Annotated in this window: 13 protein-coding genes; 11 read left to right on the top strand and 2 right to left on the bottom strand. The window is 41.2% G+C overall.

From position 1 onward, the window contains the following. The first annotated feature begins 29 nt into the window (after positions 1-29). The 9 genes from IGJ26_RS12120 (at position 30) to IGJ26_RS12080 (ending at position 12,807) form a co-directional block, all read left to right on the top strand. A complete protein-coding gene (locus tag IGJ26_RS12120) occupies positions 30-1,070 on the top strand; it encodes a bifunctional glycosyltransferase family 2/GtrA family protein (RefSeq protein WP_016612597.1) in 1,041 nt (346 codons plus the stop codon). Further along, complete coding sequence (locus IGJ26_RS12115) at positions 1,067-3,331, top strand: glycosyltransferase family 2 protein (RefSeq protein WP_194199701.1); 2,265 nt, start codon at positions 1,067-1,069, stop codon at positions 3,329-3,331. Before IGJ26_RS12120 ends, IGJ26_RS12115 begins: the two co-directional genes overlap by 4 nt. Beyond that, the gene (locus IGJ26_RS12110; RefSeq protein ID WP_194199700.1) at positions 3,306-5,135 is read left to right on the top strand and encodes a lantibiotic ABC transporter permease; all 1,830 of its coding nucleotides are present in this window, start codon (positions 3,306-3,308) and stop codon (positions 5,133-5,135) included. The genes IGJ26_RS12115 and IGJ26_RS12110 overlap by 26 nt, the downstream gene beginning before the upstream one ends. A 303-nt stretch (positions 5,136-5,438) precedes the next feature. Beyond that, complete coding sequence (locus IGJ26_RS12105) at positions 5,439-7,343, top strand: BglG family transcription antiterminator (protein ID WP_086316459.1); 1,905 nt, start codon at positions 5,439-5,441, stop codon at positions 7,341-7,343. 1 nt (position 7,344) lies between these two features. Continuing rightward, positions 7,345-7,794 carry a PTS sugar transporter subunit IIA gene (locus tag IGJ26_RS12100; RefSeq protein WP_005234407.1) on the top strand — a complete coding sequence of 150 codons (450 nt, stop codon included), beginning with the start codon at positions 7,345-7,347 and terminating at the stop codon, positions 7,792-7,794. A gap of 23 nt (positions 7,795-7,817) precedes the next feature. Beyond that, a complete protein-coding gene (locus IGJ26_RS12095; protein ID WP_005234408.1) occupies positions 7,818-8,135 on the top strand; it encodes a PTS fructose transporter subunit IIB in 318 nt (105 codons plus the stop codon). Continuing rightward, positions 8,125-9,261 carry a PTS fructose transporter subunit IIC gene (locus IGJ26_RS12090; RefSeq protein ID WP_086316458.1) on the top strand — a complete coding sequence of 379 codons (1,137 nt, stop codon included), beginning with the start codon at positions 8,125-8,127 and terminating at the stop codon, positions 9,259-9,261. Before IGJ26_RS12095 ends, IGJ26_RS12090 begins: the two co-directional genes overlap by 11 nt. Positions 9,262-9,263: 2 nt before the next feature. After that, positions 9,264-11,849 (top strand): glycoside hydrolase family 38 C-terminal domain-containing protein, encoded by a 2,586-nt coding sequence (locus tag IGJ26_RS12085; RefSeq protein WP_194199699.1) that lies wholly within the window; start codon positions 9,264-9,266, stop codon positions 11,847-11,849. Between the two features lie 103 nt (positions 11,850-11,952). Next, on the top strand, positions 11,953-12,807 hold the full coding sequence (locus IGJ26_RS12080) for a GRP family sugar transporter (RefSeq protein WP_005234411.1): 855 nt from the start codon (positions 11,953-11,955) through the stop codon (positions 12,805-12,807). A 172-nt stretch (positions 12,808-12,979) separates the two neighbouring features. Here the strand turns inward: IGJ26_RS12080 and IGJ26_RS12075 are convergent, their stop codons facing one another. Next, complete coding sequence (locus IGJ26_RS12075; RefSeq protein WP_430599664.1) at positions 12,980-13,948, bottom strand: AraC family transcriptional regulator; 969 nt, start codon at positions 13,946-13,948, stop codon at positions 12,980-12,982. 152 nt (positions 13,949-14,100) lie between these two features. Between IGJ26_RS12075 and IGJ26_RS12070 the strand changes: the two genes are divergently transcribed. Both IGJ26_RS12070 and IGJ26_RS12065 read left to right on the top strand, forming a co-directional pair. Continuing rightward, complete coding sequence (locus IGJ26_RS12070; protein WP_228085300.1) at positions 14,101-16,758, top strand: glycosyl hydrolase; 2,658 nt, start codon at positions 14,101-14,103, stop codon at positions 16,756-16,758. Beyond that, positions 16,755-18,569 carry a beta-glucoside-specific PTS transporter subunit IIABC gene (locus tag IGJ26_RS12065; protein ID WP_086316454.1) on the top strand — a complete coding sequence of 605 codons (1,815 nt, stop codon included), beginning with the start codon at positions 16,755-16,757 and terminating at the stop codon, positions 18,567-18,569. The genes IGJ26_RS12070 and IGJ26_RS12065 overlap by 4 nt, the downstream gene beginning before the upstream one ends. A gap of 57 nt (positions 18,570-18,626) precedes the next feature. On the opposite strand, the gene IGJ26_RS12060 is transcribed toward IGJ26_RS12065, so the two are convergent. Continuing rightward, positions 18,627-19,508, bottom strand: coding sequence for an AraC family transcriptional regulator (locus IGJ26_RS12060; protein WP_005225353.1), 882 nt, complete (start codon positions 19,506-19,508; stop codon positions 18,627-18,629). Positions 19,509-19,534 lie beyond the last annotated feature (26 nt).

The raw sequence follows: 19,534 nt of genomic DNA, 5'->3' as shown, positions 1-19,534 counted from the left end.
AAAAATACTACCTTAAATGAGGAACGCATATGGAGAATAGTTTAATCATGATTCCTTCGCTAGAACCTGACCACAAACTGCTGGCTCTGGTGGAGAAAATTCGTTTGCATAATCAGCACCTGCCGATTTTGGTCGTGGATGATGGCAGTGGGGCAGCTTATCAGCCTGTCTTTTCGGCATTGGAACAGAAGTTTGGTTGTCAGGTTTTGACCCATCCAAAGAATCAGGGAAAAGGCGCAGCCATCAAAACCGCTCTCACTGAAGTGCTGACAAACCAGCCAGCTGTTGAATTTATGGTGACCATTGATTCGGACGGGCAGCATGAGTATACCGATATGATGGCTTGCTTAGCAAAGGCCCAAGCCCATCCGGACAGCATTATTTTAGGGACCCGATCCTTTGGCAAAGAAGTGCCCTTGCGGAGTAAGTTCGGCAACATTTTGACCCGAAATATCCTGCGTTTAGCGACTGGTCTTGCTATCGAGGATTCGCAGACGGGCTTAAGGGTTTTCCCTCGGAAATTCATGACAGATTTGTTGGCGATCTCAGGTGAGCGCTTTGAATATGAAACGCGGATGCTGATCGAAGCCCAGAAACGGGGGTGGCCGATTCTCTCGCAACCGATCGCCACCATCTATATTGAAGAAAATGCCTCTTCCCATTTTCGGGTCTTGGCAGATTCCGTCGCTATCTATAGCGTCTTTTTGAAGTATTTGTTTTCATCTGTGGTCTCCTTTTTTGTCGATGTGATCGCTTATGCGTTATTGATCCATTTCTTGTCTGTCATCAATCTGTCCTCCATCGTGATCGCTTCGTTGGGTGCCCGATTGATTTCGGCGATCGTCAATTACTACATCAATCGCGAGCTTGTTTTTGGTCAACGGACAAAGAACAGTATGCTGCAGTATTTTTTATTGGTGATCGTACAGATTTTGCTGTCCTCTTTTCTCGTCTACCTGATTTATTTGATCCTACCGATCGGAGATTCTGTGTTGTTAAAAATAGGCGTCGATTGCCTGCTCTTTTTCTTTAGTTACCATGTGCAAAAAAATGTCATCTTTAAGGAGTGATTGAGGTGGAACAAAAACGTTTGCCTTGGGCGAAAAAAGTCGTTTACTTTCTGGCGTTTGTCTTTTCGCTGATCTATTTATCATGGCGGGGGCTGTATACATTGCCATGGCACGAGTCTTGGTTTGCCTTGCTGTTTGGTTTGCTGCTTTGGGGCAGTGAGATCGTATCGAACTTTACGGGCTTGCTGTTGATTTGGAACAAAAACAAAGCAAAGCCCTTTGAAAAACCGATCGTGCCAGAAGCCGACTATCCAGCGATCGATGTGTTGATTGCGACCCATAATGAAGAAGTGCCGCTTTTATTAAAAACGGTCAATGCGGCAGTTCATATGAAATACCCCGATCCCCAAAAAGTTCACATCTACTTGTCAGATGACACCAACCGTCCAGAGGTCAAAGCACTGGCAGATAAATTTGGCATCGGCTATATCGGGTTGACAGGCAATCAGCATGCCAAGTCAGGCAATCTCAATCATGCATTATCAAAAACCAATTCGCCGCTAGTGGCGACCTTTGATGCAGATATGATCCCTTACTCAGATTTTTTGCTGGAAACAGTGCCATATTTTGTGGCAAATCAGCAGGAACGCCGTAAAGACCAGACCATCAAACCGTTGGGCTTTGTCCAAACACCGCAAAGCTTTTATAATGCGGATCTTTTTCAGTACAATCTTTTTTCAGAAGCGGCAATCCCTAACGAGCAGGACTTCTTTTCCAGAGAAGTCAATGTTTTGAACAACGCCCATGATACAGCTATTTATACAGGTTCCAATACGGTGATCGCACGAGAAGCGATCGAAGCCGCTGGCGGATTTCCGACGGACACGATCACGGAAGATTTTGAATTAGGCGCCTTGATCAATTGCCAAGGTTATCGCAGTTTATCAACACTGCAGCCAATGGCCAGCGGTCTGTCTCCAATTGATATCCCAAGTGCCTTAAAGCAGCGGATTCGCTGGGGAAGAGGAGTGGTCCAAAGTGTCCACAATCTCCATCTTTTTAAGAATAAGACGTTGTCTTTGGCGCAAAAAATGGTTTTCTTAAACAGCTATTTGTATTGGTGGTCGTTTCTACGACGGCTACTATTTATTTTCGCGCCGATTTTGTACACCGTCTTTAATGTAAGGGTCGTAGAGACAAACTTTTGGGTCTTGCTGCTGTTTTGGCTGCCAAGCTATACGTTCTTGCATTTGGCGATGCAGGATTTGAGCAGTGATATTCGAACGCAGCGTTGGGGCGAGATCCAGGAAACGATTTTTGCACCTTACCTAGTGATTCCTGTCTTTTTGCAAGCCATTGGCATCAAAGAGACCCGCTTCAAGGTGACTAATAAAGCAGCAACTCAGTCTAAAAAAGACTTGTTGTTTGTGGTGCCGCATTTGTTGCTGTTGATTTTGACGATTATCGGCTTAGTGAAGTTTAATTACGGCAAATTCGGCTCAGAGATTTTCTACGGCAGCGTGTTGACCTTCTGGCTGCTGACCCATTTCTTTAACTTAACCTTTGCGGTCTTATTTTATCTCGGTCGCCCGATTTATCGAACGACGGAACGGTTCAGAGCCCATTATCCTGTTGAAGTTTCCGACCAAGACGCCAGCTATTCTTTGATGACAGAAAATATCTCAGAAAATGGCTTGTCCTTCGTTTCTGACGTTCCTCTTTATTTTCCGCCAGATGCGCCGCTGACTTTTAAAATCACCCGTAATGGCTACCAAGCAGAGATGACTGGAAATATTGTCCGCGTCTTTTCTGGAAAAGATCGCTGGGTCTATGGCGTTGCTTTAAACCAGTTGACAGAAAAAGATTACTTAGCCTATCTGCAGATCATTTATGATGGCTTCAATCAAAGCCTGCCGGTTCTGCGGGATCCGTGGATGACCTTCTTTGACAGTCTTTTTGAAAATCTCGGTAAGCATCTGCTGCAAGCCAAACAAAAGCCATTGCCGCCTCAACGAGTGCCCATACTGACCATTGATCAAAAATGGCACTTTGATGAAGGAACCTATGCGGTCACAACATTTGGTTTTGATCAGTTCACGTTGGCAAAAGCAGAAGAGGTCGAGATGCCGGTCCATCTAAACTTACCGATCAGTAATCTTGTGCTTCACGCTGAAAAAGCGACGCTTCAGCCAAAAGAAAATCAAGTGATATATCAAGTAAGCAATCTTTCAGAGCTGCGTTCCACAGTAGCCCTCCAAGAATGGGTAGACAGCTTGCTGAGAAAGGAGGCAGACGATGATCGAGATCCTGCTGCGATTTAGTCTATTTGGTTTATCATTAGCTGGCTATGCCTATCTTTTTGTACGAGTTTGTCATTTTACCAAATACATTAGCTGGATCGCTGCCTGCTGTTTGCCGATCCTCGTTCTTTCCTTTGTCGCATATGGTCCCAAAGGATGGTTGATCTGGGGGGCCTGGTTTTTATTTGGTCTTGGCTTACTATTATGCGTTTGGCGTTTTTGGCAGGAGTGCCATCAGGTGCGGTGGGGTTTACAAGAGCCCATCATGCTGTGGTTTTATGGCTATTTTGCTTTGTTCGTTTTAACATTGCTTCACAGTCATTTGACCCACTATGACAACTTCTCTCATTGGGCGACGATCGTTAAATTCCTTTATACGCAGGGACAATTGCCAACGGCAACCGATGCCATCATCAGTTTTACTTCCTATCCTTTAGGCAGCTCACTGTTTGTTACTTATACAGCAATCATCGTTGGCTATCATGAGAATGTCTTGCTGATTGGTCAATTGATTTTGATTTTCTGTAGTCTGTATAGTTTTTTTGCGATTATTCGTGATCCGAAAAGAAAGCTGGCTTTTGTCTTGGTCTTCACCAGCATGGCCGTATTCAATTATTTTAATATTGCGATTCGAATGAATAATTTGCTGGTAGACTTCATTCTTCCCGTTTTAACTTTGGCAGGCATCTCCGGGTTATTTTCTTTAAAAGGCAAAGTGCTGCCTTCAATCAGCTACTTTCTTTTGATTGGCGCCTCTCTTGATTTGGTCAAAAATAGTGCCGTCTTTTTTCTGCTGATTTTAGGTGGCTATTTACTAGTCTGCTTATGGCAGGCATCAATTCGTTGGCGGCAACGGCTAGGCTTGATGATTGTAGGATTAGCTGCCATTGGGCTATCTGTCCTGCCGGCGATTCTTTGGAACCTGCATGTCAAAGCGAATTTTCCTAAATCGAAGCATGAAGTCAGCGTGACCGCTTATAAACAGATTTTTGGTGAAAAGGATTCTCAGATACTGCAGCAGATTACGGATGTTTTTGTCAAAACGATCACGGATGTTACGACGGTTTCCACGCAAGGGATTCTCTTGATCCAGGTCATCCTGTTGGGCAGTTGGCTATTTGTCCGATTTATTATAAAAAAACGCAATCCATTTCTAAAAGAACTGCTGTTGATCGATGGTATTATTGGTCTCTATTACTTGGGTATTTACGCCATGTTCTTGTTCTCGATGCCCACTGATGAAGCACTGTCTTTGGCAGGGTTCGATCGCTATGCTTCGAGTATTGTGATCTTGGCATTAGGTTTGATGACCTTTTTCATGGTCCGGGGCATTGATCATTTGTATCATGAACAAGCGATCGATCGGCGAAACTACCGTAGTTTTGCCAGCTTGACCACAAAAAAAATCTATCAATACAGTACCTTGATTCTGTTATTTTTTGCGACATTGCTGATCCTTTCAGAAAATAATGGCATGCGTTATACCAATCGTGAATATGCTGCTTCGATTCCAGCACAAGTTTCAGCCGTTACTGGCGATCGCTTTGACCTAAACCAGAAAAAATACTTGGTCGTCAGTACCAATAAAGAAGCAGTAGACAGCTACTTAGTTGGCTATGTCGGCAAATATTACTTGTTTTCACCCAATGTCGATGGCCGAGAGAATTTCCTCTTATCAGATGCAGATTTTCGCACGCTATTAAAACAATACGATGAAGTCGTCGTCCTAGAAGAGCACTATACCTTTAATGCCATGACGAAGAAGCTAACAGGCAAGACCTTTGCCCCTGGTGTTTATTCGGTGGCGGAGGTGTTGGGGCAATAGATGAAGGAATTTCTCAAGCGCGTCTCCTTATTAGAGAATCAATAGTAAAAATACCAATGAAACAGACGTATCGTTTGTTCATTGGTATTTTTTTTCTGTTCCCACTGAGTAATATCCTCTATACTATGAAAATACCAAAAGATATGTAAATAATCTGGATTAAACGAAAGGGTACACATGAATAAAAAAACGGCGCAATATTTTCAGTGCCTATGATTTACTGTAATCAATGCAGTAAAAGTAAGTGTTTTCATTTTTTTGAGAAAAAGCTACCATTAGAAATGTAGACGAGGTGAAAGTTTCATGATCAGTGAACGGGAAAAAGCAATTATTCGATATCTCTTAGAGAATGGACCAACAACGGTTGCTAAAATTGGGTTGCATATGTCGCTTTCGCAAAAGACAGTTTCGCAATCGCTAAAGAGAATTGATGAATTTTTGCAGGAAACAGCAATAAGGCTTGTTCGCAAACCTAGAGTAGGTGTATTTCTTGATGGCGATTCAGCTGAAATTCTAAAGTATCTTGATGGGCACGAGGAATCAAACTTACCGACGAGCAAAAAAGATCGTATTCAGTTTCTTTGCTTTGAAATACTGAAACAAAAAACGTATTTTACGCGTCAACAACTGCAAGATGCACTCTACATCAGTAAATCAACTTTAGAAAATGACATGGGGCAGGTAAGCGAGATCTTTCGTCATTTTAACGTTACGATTGAAGTTTTACCGGGGAAGGGTTCCTTTTTGAATTTGTCAGAACAAGAAAAACGTCGTTTAGCATTTGATTTGATCTACTATTTCTGGGGTGGAAATTGGAAAATAACACAAGAGCAGCAACGCTATTTGCATTCGATTCAAGGAATTCCTCAGTTTGTTAATGATTTTATTGACCTGACAAAAATTTCTTTAGTTGATACGCTCTTACAAGAGTATTTGAAAAAAGAACAAATTACGCTTAATGATGCTGCCTATCACTCACTATTGCTTCATCTAATCATCATGATTGATCGGGTCAAAGAGAAGAATTATCTGACTTTCGAAGAAAGAAGCCATCCTTTGATGGAGAATAGAGCTTTTTATCGATTTATCGCATCAATAGAAGAAACGTTTTCTCTGTCGTTGCCAGTTTCGGAAGTTCATTATATTTCGCTTCATATCTATGGGGATTCGTTGATGAAGAAGAATGACTCCGATGATTTGCTTGATGAAACGATACGAAAATTGATTCATGAGACGATCTCCCTACGCAATGAAAGTCTTTTGTTAGGATTGGTATCACATATCAAAGAAGCTATTTATCGCATTCAAAAAGGATTAGTCATTCATAACCCGTTTCTAAATGATGTGAAGAAGAATTTCCCTTTGTCTTTTGAGGAAGCGCTTCGATTAGCTCATGCCTTAAATTGGCAGTTTTCGATTTCGATCCCCGAAGATGAGGTTGCTTTTTTGGCCGTACACATCCAAGTGATGAAAGAACAGCGAGAAGAAAAACAACCGCAGAAAGTGAGTGTCTTATTAGTTTGTAGCAGTGGTAAAGGCACTTCACAACTATTAGCTGCTCGCATTCGGAGAAATTATGAGCAAATCGATATTTCCAGAATTCTTTCTATTCAAGAGTTGATTCAGACCAATATTTATGAGGACTTGATTTTATCGACAGTGGATTTAAAAATCGATTCGATTCCAACAATCAATGTTTCACCTGTACTGAATAAAGATGAGCAGCGAAAAATAGAAACCTTTTTAAAAAATGTCGAAGAAAAGCAAAATGGTTCTTTCAGTCAGTTTTCGAAACTGATTCACGAGGACTTGATTTTTTTAGATCATCATTTTGAAAATTATCAAGAGGTGATTACATTTATTGGAGAGCAGTTGGTTACTCGTGGGTATGTGATCGAGGAAATGATTAATTCTTCCCTAAAAAGGGAACAGCTTTCCTTTACTTCTTTTGGACGATTCGCAACGCCTCATGGGACGCCAGAATACGTGAAAAAATCAGCGATTGTATTTTTACGTCTTAATAATGAGATCCACTGGGGAGAAACAAAGGTGAAATATGTCTTTTTCATCTGTATCAAGGATGAAACTGTACAAGACCTTGAGGAAATCTATGACACGATGCTTAATGTGATGGAATCAGATGAACGAACCTTCCTCCTTAAAGGGACGAAAGATGAATTAAAAAAGTATTTACAAGGGGGAACATAAAATGAATATAGAAACACTACTACCTTTTGAACATATTGTTCTTGGTCTAGAGGCAACCACTAAAGAAGAAGTGGTCCGTCAATTAGCAAAAATATTAGTAATTGAAGGAATCGTTCAATCCGAAAATGAGTATGTTCAATCAGTCATGGAAAGAGAAGATCACTCGACCACAGGAATAGGCAATAATATAGCTATCCCTCATGGAAAAAGTCGTGCAGTTTCTGAACCCGCAATCGTTTTTGCTCGGTTAAAGGCACCATTAGAATGGCAATCTTTAGATGATGAACCGGTAACGGTTGTGATTATGCTTGCTATTCCTGAAGAACATCAAGGAGACACCCATTTACGGATTTTATCAGAAATTGCCATGAAATTGATGGATGAAGACATCACAGAAGCGCTGAAAAGCGAAACAGATAAAGAGATTATCGCGAAATTATTAAGCGAATAAAATGGAGAAAAGGGGAAAGACGAATGAAGAGAAAAATTATTGCAGTAACGGCGTGTGCCACAGGAGTTGCTCATACCTTTATGGCGGCACAGGCGCTAAAAAAAGCAGCAGCGAAACGTGGCGATTTAATCAAGGTTGAGACACAAGGAGCAACAGGTATCGAAAATGAATTGAACGAGCGGGATTGTCAAATTGGGGAAGTCGTGATTTTTGCCGTTGATACGAAAGTGAGAAATGAGGAGCGTTTCAATGGCAAAATGATTCTCAAAGTCCCGGTAGCAGCCCCTATAAAAAACGCAGAAAAAGTAATTGAAGATGCATTAAAGCTGATTGATCAATAAAGAGGAGGAAAATCAGATGAAAAAGTTGGCAAGTGAAATGAAAAATCATGTTTTAACAGGAATATCTTATATGATTCCTCTAGTGATTGCCGGAGCAGTTATCATGGCGATTTCTCGAGTAGGTGGATCAATATTTGGGATTGTTGATATTTGGGACGCCTCTCATGGAGAAAGTGCGAATACGATTATCCGATTACTCCATAGTTTAGATGGATTCGGTGGCATTGCGTTAGGACTGATGTTTCCCGTAATATCGGCATTTATTGCTTATTCGATTTCCGATAAGCTAGGGATTGCCCCTGGTCTTGTTGGAGGTATGTTAGTAAAAGACATTAACGCAGGCTTCTTAGGCGCAATTGTTTCAGGGTTGATCGCTGGGTACATCTGCTTGTGGATCAAAAACCATATCAAACTGCCAAAATCGATGGCATCGGTAGTTCCAGTGTTCTTAGTTCCTGTTTTAGGTACTTTAGTCACTGTCCTACTTGTGAACTATGTGATCGGTACACCATTTGCAGCTATCAATGTGGGCTTAGAGTCATGGTTGAACGGATTGAGTGGCGGAAATGCGGTCGTGATGGCGGCAGTTGTAGGGGCAATGGTTGGATTTGATCTTGGAGGGCCAGTAAATAAGGCAGCTGTGACAACCGCGATGGCTTTATTGACAAGTAACGTTTATGCACCAAACACTGCAGCACAAGTGGCGATTATCATTCCGCCAATTGGTTTAGGATTAGCGACTGTTTTTGCAAAGAATAAATACAATAACGAACTAAAAGAAGCAGGAAAATCGTCGATCATTATGGGACTAGTAGGTATTTCAGAAGGAGCGATCCCATTTGCGGTGGAAAATCCACTAAAAGTGATCCCAGTGAATATGATTGGTTCAGCGATTGGTTCTGCAATGGCTGTAGGTCTAGGAGCTGTCAATACAGCGCCAATCTCTGGTTTTTATGGTTGGTTCACCGTAGAAAAATGGCCACTGTATGTTTTATCGATTGCTACTGGCTCATTATTCATTGCGATTTGTACAAGCTTGCTACGTTCAAAAGATGCGGGGAAAGAAACAGATGCCACGATGGAAGAGTTTGACGAAGCGGCTTGGGAAGAGCAGTGGGAAGCATAGCTATGACAAATGTACACATAGTAAACCACACCCATTGGGATCGTGAATGGTATTTTACTTCGATGGACTGTGTCGTTTTGAGTGACCAATTATTTAGTGATGTACTAAAAGAACTAAAGAGGCAACCGACTGCTTCTTTCGTGCTAGATGGACAACTGTCTATTCTGGACGATTACTTAGAACTCTATCCTGAGCGCTTGACTGAGGTCAAAGAGTTGATCGCCAATGGTCAATTGTTCATCGGTCCTTGGTACACCCAAACAGATGCCTTTTTCGCTTCTGGTGAGTCTATCATTCGAAATGCCATGATTGGTATATTTGATAGCAAAAAATATGGCAGCTATATGCCGATCGGTTATTTGCCAGATACATTTGGTTTTAATGCTCAAATGCCAACCATATTGAACGAAGTTGGACTTGATAACATTATCTTTTGGCGAGGCATCGATTTAGGGGAACAGGTCAAATCCCCTTACTTTAAATGGACGAGTTTAAGTGGGCGAGGTTCACTGTATGCGGTGAATTTTCCTCAAGGATATGGTGCACAGCAGCAATTGGAGCCAACGAGCAGTTATGTAGATGGCAGACTCGATAGAGGTGTTGATTTTATTAAGAGCTACGCGAATGAACCTGAAATTTTGATTCCAACTGGAAATGATCAGTTAGGCATTGTTTCTGCCATAGAAGAAAAACTAACGAAAATCAATCAGCTTGGAAAATACAAGTATCAATTGAGCACCTATCCAGCATTTATGGAGATCGTCCGTCAAAAAGAACTGGAAGTTTATCAAGGAGAGTTTCGTGCACCGGTTTTTGCACGGGTTCACAAAACGATTGGTTCTGTACGAATGGATCTGAAACGTGAGATTTTTCGATTAGAAAACAAATTAGTTTTAGAAATTGAACCAATGTTAGTTATTGCGAAAGATTTAGGGATCGAATTAAGCAATCGCTTGCTAATGAAAGCTTGGAAAAAGTTATTTGAATGTCAAGCCCATGATAGTTTGGCAGGCTGTGTATCAGATAGTGTTGCACAAGATATCAGTCATCGGGTAAAAGAAATCAGTGAGATTTGTGAGAGCATTGAAAATTTGATTTTAAAAAGAATCAGTGAAGGACTCGCTTTACAAGCCAACCAATTTCTGATTCTTCATCCAACACCAGTGCCATTTCAAGGAGAGAAATTCGTTAAGATCGTATCCAGAACCAACAATATCAAGGTTATTGGAGCTGATTCATCTGTACTTGAAGCAGTGTATATCCCAAGCAGGAAAAATATTATGGAAGAAACTCCGGCTGGCAACCGTTTTATTGAAGAAGAGGGGTATTATCTGTTAACCGTTCAAGTGACCTGTGCCTTTTCAGGCCTTGGTTATCAAGTCCTTACATTTGAAGAGCAAGAGACAACTCCCGAATCGTCTTTAGATCAAAACACATGGATTAGAAATGGAAAATACATGCTTTCCTTTGAAGACGGCCACCTGATTTATTCAGATGGAAAACAACAGATCGTGGATTTCTTGTCGATCATCGATGATAGTAATGCCGGTGATACGTATGACTATTCGCCTATTTTGAATGATCAACCGATCACGCTTCGTTTTGCCAGCTGCAATGGGAAGCAAGAAACATTGGCTTTGGAAGGAAGTTTACAGCTACCGTATACGATCGAAGAACGGATGAAAGGAATCGCCACCAAAACATTCGATTATACATTGACCCTCCAACTGACAAAAAATGGTGAGGTAAACGCAAAGCTACGTTTTAAAAATACGCTTTTAAATCATCGGATTCGAGTGAAAGCTCGATTAAACAAGCCGATAGAAAGAGCGGTTGCGGCCATTCAATTTGGCTATCTTGAAAAAAGAAATCAAACACTGGAAAATTGGCAAGAAAAATATGCAGAAAAACCTGTCAATATTGAACCATTTGAAAAACAAGTGGTTGTTTATGATCAAGAGAACGCCCTCGTTTTCTATAGCGAGCAGAGCAAAGAGTATGAATATATCGATGACTCCTTATATGTAACGGTAGTAGCTACAACCGACTCTCTAGGAAAACCAGATTTGTTGTATCGACCAGGTCGTGCTTCTGGCGATACAACCAAAAAGGGACATATTATGATGGAAACACCTCTTGCTCAAATGGAAAACTATGAGATGGTCTTCGATTTTTCCCTAAGGGTCGCATCAACAGCTATTTCTGAAGAGTTGTTGGCTACTTGGAAAACTGTTAAAGAACAGCCATCGATTTCTTATCAATTGCAAGATTTGAATTACTTTATTTATCGTATAGACAATAAAATTCAAAAGCGCATTGATCCATTATCTCTGACCGACATGTCTCTTTCTTTGTTGTCTTGCAGCTTAGAACCAGGTGTGGGAGTCAGTGCGCTCCATAATGCGTATTACTCTGAGGGAATCGTTGTCCGTTTCGTCAATTCAACGAACAAAGAACGTCCTCTTGAGCCCAAAAAATTATTTAATGGGTACGAATATCAGCGAATCAATGCCTTAGAAGAACTGCTTGAAGCGGATCATATCATCCACGCTTATGGAGTAGCAACCTATTTATTAACTAAAAACTAGGAATAAAGAACACAAAATTTGTCGAGAAGGAATTGCTTCTGTAACGTTTTCCTCTACAAGATTTTGTGTTCTCGCTTTTTTACAATACTTAGAAGGAGTTTTTATGTCCGTACAACTTTTATTGCTTGCCTCACTGCCTGCACTAGGATGGGGCTTAATGCCAATCGTCGCTAAATTGATGGGAGGAAAATCAGAGGAACAACTGCTAGGAACAACAATCGCAGCCTTGATTTTCGGTAGTGTATTTGGTTTCTTGAATCAAGTGAGTTATGCCATGGTGCCATTTTTCATCAGTTTATTATCTGGGGTTTTTTGGGCTTGCGGACAATACTTCCAATTTCTTGCTTTGGAGAAAGCGGAGGTTTCTAAAGTAATGCCCGTCTCCGTCGGGACCCAATTATTATTTGTTACATTAGCATCTGGCTTCTTTCTCAAAGAATGGACAGATTTAACGACTGTAATTTTCTCAATCATGGCATTAGGAGTCATTCTAACAGGTGTTTTCCTTGTAACTAAGACAACTCATCAGCAAACAGGCTTAACACAGCAAGTACTTCTTTATCTATGTTGTTCTTCAGCTTTTTTGATGCTATATGTGACAGTCACTGGTCTGTTTCAGATAAGTGGCGCACAGATTTTCTTGCCTCAGGCAGTAGGGATGTTTCTCGGGGGAAGCGTAATTTCCTTGAAAAGTAAGCAACAGTTGCGTTTCCGCAAAATAATCCACAATTTAGGTACTGGTAGCACATGGGTTATCGCGAATACTTCGTTATTCGCTGTATCGTCTTCTTTAGGTGTAGGCGTAACCTATTCATTTTCTCAAATGAGCTTACTTGTTGCTACTTATGGAAGTATTGTCCTCTTAAAGGAACAAAAAGTTGGCAGAGAAAAGCAATTTGTAGCTCTTGGTAGCTTGCTCTATATTGTTGGTGTATTAGGGATGAGTTGGTTGAAATAACTTTGCACCTGAGCAATTTTAGTTAGTGATCAATAAAGTAGCAGATAACAGTTTAACCAATAAAGAACTTATCTTAAAAATCAAAGAGTGGGTAACCACTCTTTTTTTTGTTTAGAACATGAATATTTAACTTATGCCACATTTTTTTATTTAAGCAAGTAGCGACATAGAATCATTTTTTCTTTTTTGGCGTATGCCCATAATACAGTTTGTATTTTTTATAGAAAAAAGTGATATTGGTGAAACCTGCTTCAGCCGCACATTGGGTGATTGGTTTGGTGGAGGAAGCAATTAAGTTGTGGGCGAGATTCAATTTCTTTTCGATAATCAATTCGGTCAAATTTTTACTAGTTTCTCGTTTGATCAATGTACTTAAATAGGAAGGAGAATAGTTGAAAAGGGTGGCGAGTTTTGGCAAAGTAACCGTTTGGAAGTTCTCTTCGATATAGGTCAAGATCGCTAGAATGTGCTGTTTTTTTGCCGCTTCTTGCTTGTTGGTCTGATAGTCGAACTCACGTACGAGAAAAGTGAAAAGAATGGCTATTAGATTGCTGATGATTCGTTTACTACCAATGGCTTTTTCATAAGTTTCTTTCAGCATTTCTTGAATCACAGCATGGATCCGATCATCTTTATTGTTCTTAAAGACAATATATTGGTCATGCGCGTGCTTGTCTGACAATGCAGTCAGAACAAAATCAAGCACGACCCCTTCATTAAACTGTTCTCGACTAATCAATTGAGCGAAATAATCCCGCTTGATCAAAAGATTGATCAAAACATCGTCTTCACCAGTCATTTCAATCGAATGGGGAATTCCGGTATCAATCAGACAAATTTGTCCTTTTGTCAGCGTAACTTTCTGATCATCGATCAATTGGGTGCATGTTCCTGAGTAGATATAATTTAATTCGATAAAACTGTGGTTATGATAAGGAACTCGACTGAAGCGGCTTTGCTTTAACAGAGTAAAGTTTTCTTGTTCTTCCATCAGATTATCGAATAAGTAAACTTGTCGGCCATTGATCATCACTTTTTCCAGCTGTTGATAATAGTCAGAAAGGTGGTTTGGATGGTCTCTGTGATAGCATTCCCGCTCAGATAACTGAAAAAGCTTTTTTTCCATTTCTTCGGTTGTCATTATGATCTCCTCCTTTCGTAAATCTAAAAATGTGATAATTATCTGCAAAGAAGATGACATTGTTTCAATCTGCAGAATTGCTTATGATACATTTGAAAGCGTATTTATTATGATTTTAAATGAAGTTGAATGAGAAAGAAAGAGGAATTTGTATGAAAAAGATAACGAATTTATTGAACGAAAAATATGATAATCATATTTTTCCGTTTTTATGGATGCATGGAGAAGAGAAGGAGACGATTCAAACTTACATCAATAAAATTTACGAAGCCGGCATCCGATCTGTCTGCATCGAATCACGCCCTCATGAAGAATTTTTGAAAGCGCAATGGTGGGACGAGTTGGCGATCATCATTGAAGAGTGTGAAAAAAGACAAATGACACTTTGGATTTTGGATGACAAGCACTTTCCAACAGGCTACGCCGCAGGAGAAATTGAGAAGAATCATCGACATTTGCAGAAAGAATTTTTGAATTTTCGACAATTTGATTTTGTAGGCCCAAAAAAGAATGCTGGAATTATGTTGGATTGGTGTTCCAATGCAGAGCGACCGAATATTTTGAATTCCGAAGGGGAAACGGTTAACGAGAGTGGCAAATCATTTTTTTCTGCTGAAATCATCAGCGCCGTTGCGGTCAAAAAAACTGGATTTAAGCAGATCAGCGAGGAGGAGTGGATCGACCTTACAGACTCAATGATTGATGAGACATTGTATTGGTCTATTCCTGAAGGAGAGTGGAGTATCTTTGTCTTTTACACGACACAAGAAGGAGGGGAAGCTTCGACACAAGGGTACTTGAATCCTTTGGTACCAGAAGCAACGGATGTTTTGCTGGAAACGGTTTATCAAAGTCATTATCAACACTTTGGAGAGAAATTTGGCACAACGATCCAAGGATTTTTCTCAGATGAACCGCGGTTTGGGAATATCAAGGGTCCTGATGCAGTCCTTGGAAAAGTAGATATGCCATTGCCGTGGCGGTATGATTTGTTGACTTTGTTAGCAAACCAGCTAGCCATATCTGAAACTGAGCTGCGAGGGCTGTTGCCGGCTCTCTATCGTGGTGAATCAAAACAGACGGCTAAGATTCGTTACAATTATATGTCGTTGGTTTCTGAGCTATATAGTCAACACTTTTCTCAGCGGATCGGACGCTGGTGTCGGGAACATAAGGTCGACTATATCGGACATGTGATTGAGGATAACAATGCCCATGCACGTTTAGGCTATGGGGCAGGTCACTTCTTTCAATCGATGAAAGGACAATCGATGGCAGGGATCGATGTCGTTTTGCATCAATTGATGCCGCAACAAAATGACGGATACTTTGAAGCCATGACATCTACTGGCTGGGATGGCGAATTTTTCCATTACGCATTAGGGAAAATGGGGGCATCTTTAGGAAACTTAGACCCTGTGAAACAAGGTCGAACGATGTGCGAAGTATTCGGTGCATATGGTTGGTCAGAAGGAACCAAACTGATGAAATGGCTAACCGATCACATGCTGGTGCGAGGGGTCAATCATTTTGTCCCTCATGCTTTTTCAATGAATGACTTTCCTGATGCCGATTGCCCGCCACACTTTTATGCGCAAGGCCATAATCCACAATTTGAGGGCTTCAAACAGCTGATGACGTATATGAATCGTTTGAGTTATCTATTTAGCGACGGGAAACATCAAGCGGATATTGCTGTGCTGTACCATGCTGAAGCGGAGTGGGCAGGCGCTTATATGCCGATTCAAAAAGTTGCTCGTGAACTGATGGAACATCAATACGAATTTGAAATCGTTTCGGTTGAGATGATGCTTGATGCGCAATTTACGGATCAAACGTTTGTCATCAATGAGTATGCCTTTCAAACATTAGTCATTCCATATACTGAGCGAATGTCTGGTCCATTGATCAAAAAGCTGACAGCTCTCGCAGAATCTGGAATTCAAATTATTTTTGTTGAGGAAATGGTGAAAGAAGCCCTTGAACAAACTCTGCTTACCCATGAACTGCGGCTTCTCGCTCGCCTTACGGAAGTAACACCGCTCACAGCACTTACTGATAACGTTGGCTTGAAGGTACGGGATCGTTTAGAAACATCAAAAGCTCTGCCGTATTTGCGCTACTATCATTATCAGCAGCAGACAGATGAAATATTCATGCTTTTCAATGAAAATGACAGTGAATCGCTGCAGTTTCAGGCTGTTTTTCCTGCTAAGAAGCCTTTAGTTCAATATGATCCAGTAGAAAATAAACTGAAACCTGTGTCATATAAAAATGGCAGCTATGAGATTCATTTAGCACCAGCAGAGAGTATGATTCTTTTTGAAGCTACCTCGGAACAACCATTGCGTATTGATAGAAGCAAACCAGTGAAAGAAGTTCATCTAAACGATCAGCCATGGCAAGTCACTTTCGAAGGAATCGGGAAAGAGCAAGCGGTAGTTGCCTGTCAAAAACAATATTCGTCATTGCCTTTACTGGGAGTCGGTGATGACTTCAGTCGGTTTAGCGGGAAAATCACTTATACCGTGGACTTCCCTAAAGCAGCAGGAGAGGTTTTATTAAGTATTGAAGATGCTTCAGAAGTTGTGACTGTTTCAGTGAACGGTCATTGTGTAGGCACAAGAATCAGTACACCGTATACATTTGAGTTGACGGACCTGCTTCAAGAAACGAATAATTCCATCCAGATTGAAGTGATCAATAATTTAGGTCGCAGTATGCGGGATTATCTTTCACAGTTTGTCCTGTTCGAGCCTTTGGGGATCACTGGCGAAATCAAACTTTTTATTGAGGAGGAGCAAAAATGAACAACCAGCAGTTGGCAACAGAGGTTTTAAAGGAAATTGGTGGAAAAGCCAATATCGAATCGGTGACCCATTGCGTCACACGTCTGCGTTTTGTATTGCATGATACAGATACCCCAAGTAAGGAGACCATTGCTAGTCTTGACGGAGTGATTTCAGTCGTTGAACAGGGCGGACAGTACCAGATCGTTTTAGGAAATCGTGTAAACGATGTCTATGAAGCGGTCCTGCAACAAGTCGGCGAATTAATAGAAGACAATACCCATGAAAAAACAAAAAAATCTCTTTTTGATCAGTTTACCTCCACGATTTCAGGGATTTTCACGCCAGCTTTAGGCGCTATGGCTGCGTCAGGAACGATCAAAGGGATCTTGACGATTTTATCAGTAGCAGGTATTTTGTCAGAAACTTCGGGAACCTATATCGTTTTGTATGCATTGTCTAATGCTTTCTTTTACTTCATGCCAATCTTATTAGGTGCTTCGGCGGCAAATTATTTTAAATTAAACAGCTATGTCGGAATGTTGATTGGGGCATCATTGATCTATCCTACTTTGCTGCCGTATGCGACAGAAGGTAGTTTGACCTTTTTGTCGATTCCCGTGAATATGATGGACTATACTTCTTCCGTTTTTCCGGCAATCATTGCTGTCTGGGTGGCAGCCAAAATCAATGGCTTCGTTCAGAATTGGCCGTTGAAAGATTTGCGATTCATGGTACAGCCTCTTATCGTGTTACTAGTTTCTGTCCCTCTTGCCTTGCTGGTCGTTGGTCCAATTATATCCAACTTATCAAGTCTACTGGCAACGCTTGTTAATAATGTTTATCACTTCAGTCCGGTTTTGGGCGGGCTGGTGATTGGGGGACCATGGATCTTGATGGTCATGTTCGGATTGCATTGGGCATTCATTCCAATTTTTCTTAACAACATGGCGATGCAAGGATTCGATCCTGTGATGGGTCTGCTCTTAGCGAACCAAATGGCAATGGCTGGAGCTGTCGTGGCGGTTGGTCTACGAACGAAAAACGATAAAACGAAAGCACTCGCATACTCAACAGGTCTGACAACCCTGATTGGTGTCAGTGAACCAGCATTGTACGGAGTATTACTTCCTTATAAACGTCCGTTGATCGCTGCTGTCATCGGTGGAAGTTTAGGTGGTGTTATTGCAGGATTTATGCAGACAGTGCAGTATTCTTTTGGTGGTTCAGGATTGTTGGGTATTCCTTTGATTATCAATCCAGCAGGAATCGATGGTGGATTTTATGGTGGGATTGCTTCGCAGGTAGTAGGGCTTGTTGCGGCATTTCTAATCACCTATTTTTGGGGAATTGTAGAACCTGAAAAAAGGAAAGCAGTCAATTCAAAAGAGCCAGTGAATTCAAAAATCAATTTTCAAGAAGTCGTTCAAGGAGAAGTCGTTCCCTTAACAGAGGTTCCTGACAAAGTTTTTTCAGAAGGCTTGATGGGGCAAGGGAAAGCAATCAAACCACAATCAAACACCTTTTATGCCCCTTTTGATGGCGTGGTCACTGCTTTATTTCCAACAAAGCATGCGATCGGCTTGACCAGTGATCAAGGCGTTGAACTTTTGATCCATATCGGTGTTGACACAGTAGAGCTAGAGGGAAGGCACTTTACGACCCTTATTGAAGCAAATCAAGCAATCAAAAAGGGCCAGCCGCTGATAAAAGCCGATCTCGCAGCTATCCAAGCAGAGGGATATGCGACCATTACGCCAGTTGTGGTAACGAATGCGTCAGCATTTGAGAAGATCATGAATGAAAAAGAGTCACTTATTGTTGCCAACTAAAACCTTAGATTCAATGCAAAGAAACATGAAATCAGTGAATGATTTCATGTTTCTTTTTTACCGTCCATTCTCCGTCTGTCGATAATCACTAGGTGAAATGCCGACTTTTTTCTTGAATAAACGGCTGAAATAGGCGGTGTTTTCGATGCCGATCGCCAATGAGATCTCTTTGATGGAAAGCCGAGAATAGCGCAAAAGGTCTTTCGAATAAGAGATGCGTTTGCTGATCTGGTACTCGATGGGGGGCAAGCCCATGTATTTGGAAAACTCCTTGACGATTTGATACTTATTGATATGATACCTTTCCTCCAAAGATTCCAAGGTGATCCCTTGACGGAAATCTTCTTCTAGCTGGTCACGAATCTGCAAAATATAAGGGGGGATCTCACTATCCGAAAAATCGAGATGATATTTTTGCAGGAGCAGTTCATTGAGCAGCTGATGGATCAAAACAGAGCTTTGGAAGGCAGTTTTCGCATTTGGTTCTGGCTGTAGCATCAATAAATCTTGTAAGACCAAGTGGATCGGATTTTGACGACTGCTGGCAGGATTGGTGTGAAAAACTGGACTGCCATTTTTGAGGAATTCCTCATAAAACGCTGCGACGTTGGCGCCATATAGATGGATCCAGTCCATTTCCCAGGGCTCTTGACTAACGGTGCGGTAGTACTGATAGTCTAGACAGTCGATAAAAAACACATCACCCGCTTTCAGTTGATAGCTTTTTCCTTTGTAGCGCAATTCACCGCAGCCGGACAATGTATACTTGATCAAATAAGAAGGCAGGTTCTCTCGTTCTGTAAAGTAAGGTTTGCTGGCTTTGAAATAGCCGATTTCTTGAATGTAATAGAAAAGTTCACGCTGCTTTTGAGTTGAAGTATTGATGTAACGCAGTGAATCGGTTGACCATGAGTGGTTGGCTTTTTCCCAGTAGTCCATCGGATCCTCCTTTTTACCAAGATTGT

This window comes from Enterococcus sp. AZ095a (assembly GCF_050546735.1).
Classification (GTDB): Bacteria; Bacillota; Bacilli; order Lactobacillales; family Enterococcaceae; genus Enterococcus_D; species Enterococcus_D entomosocium.
Note: the sequence above shows the minus strand (reverse complement) of the source record. Positions and strands in the feature narration are given on the sequence as shown.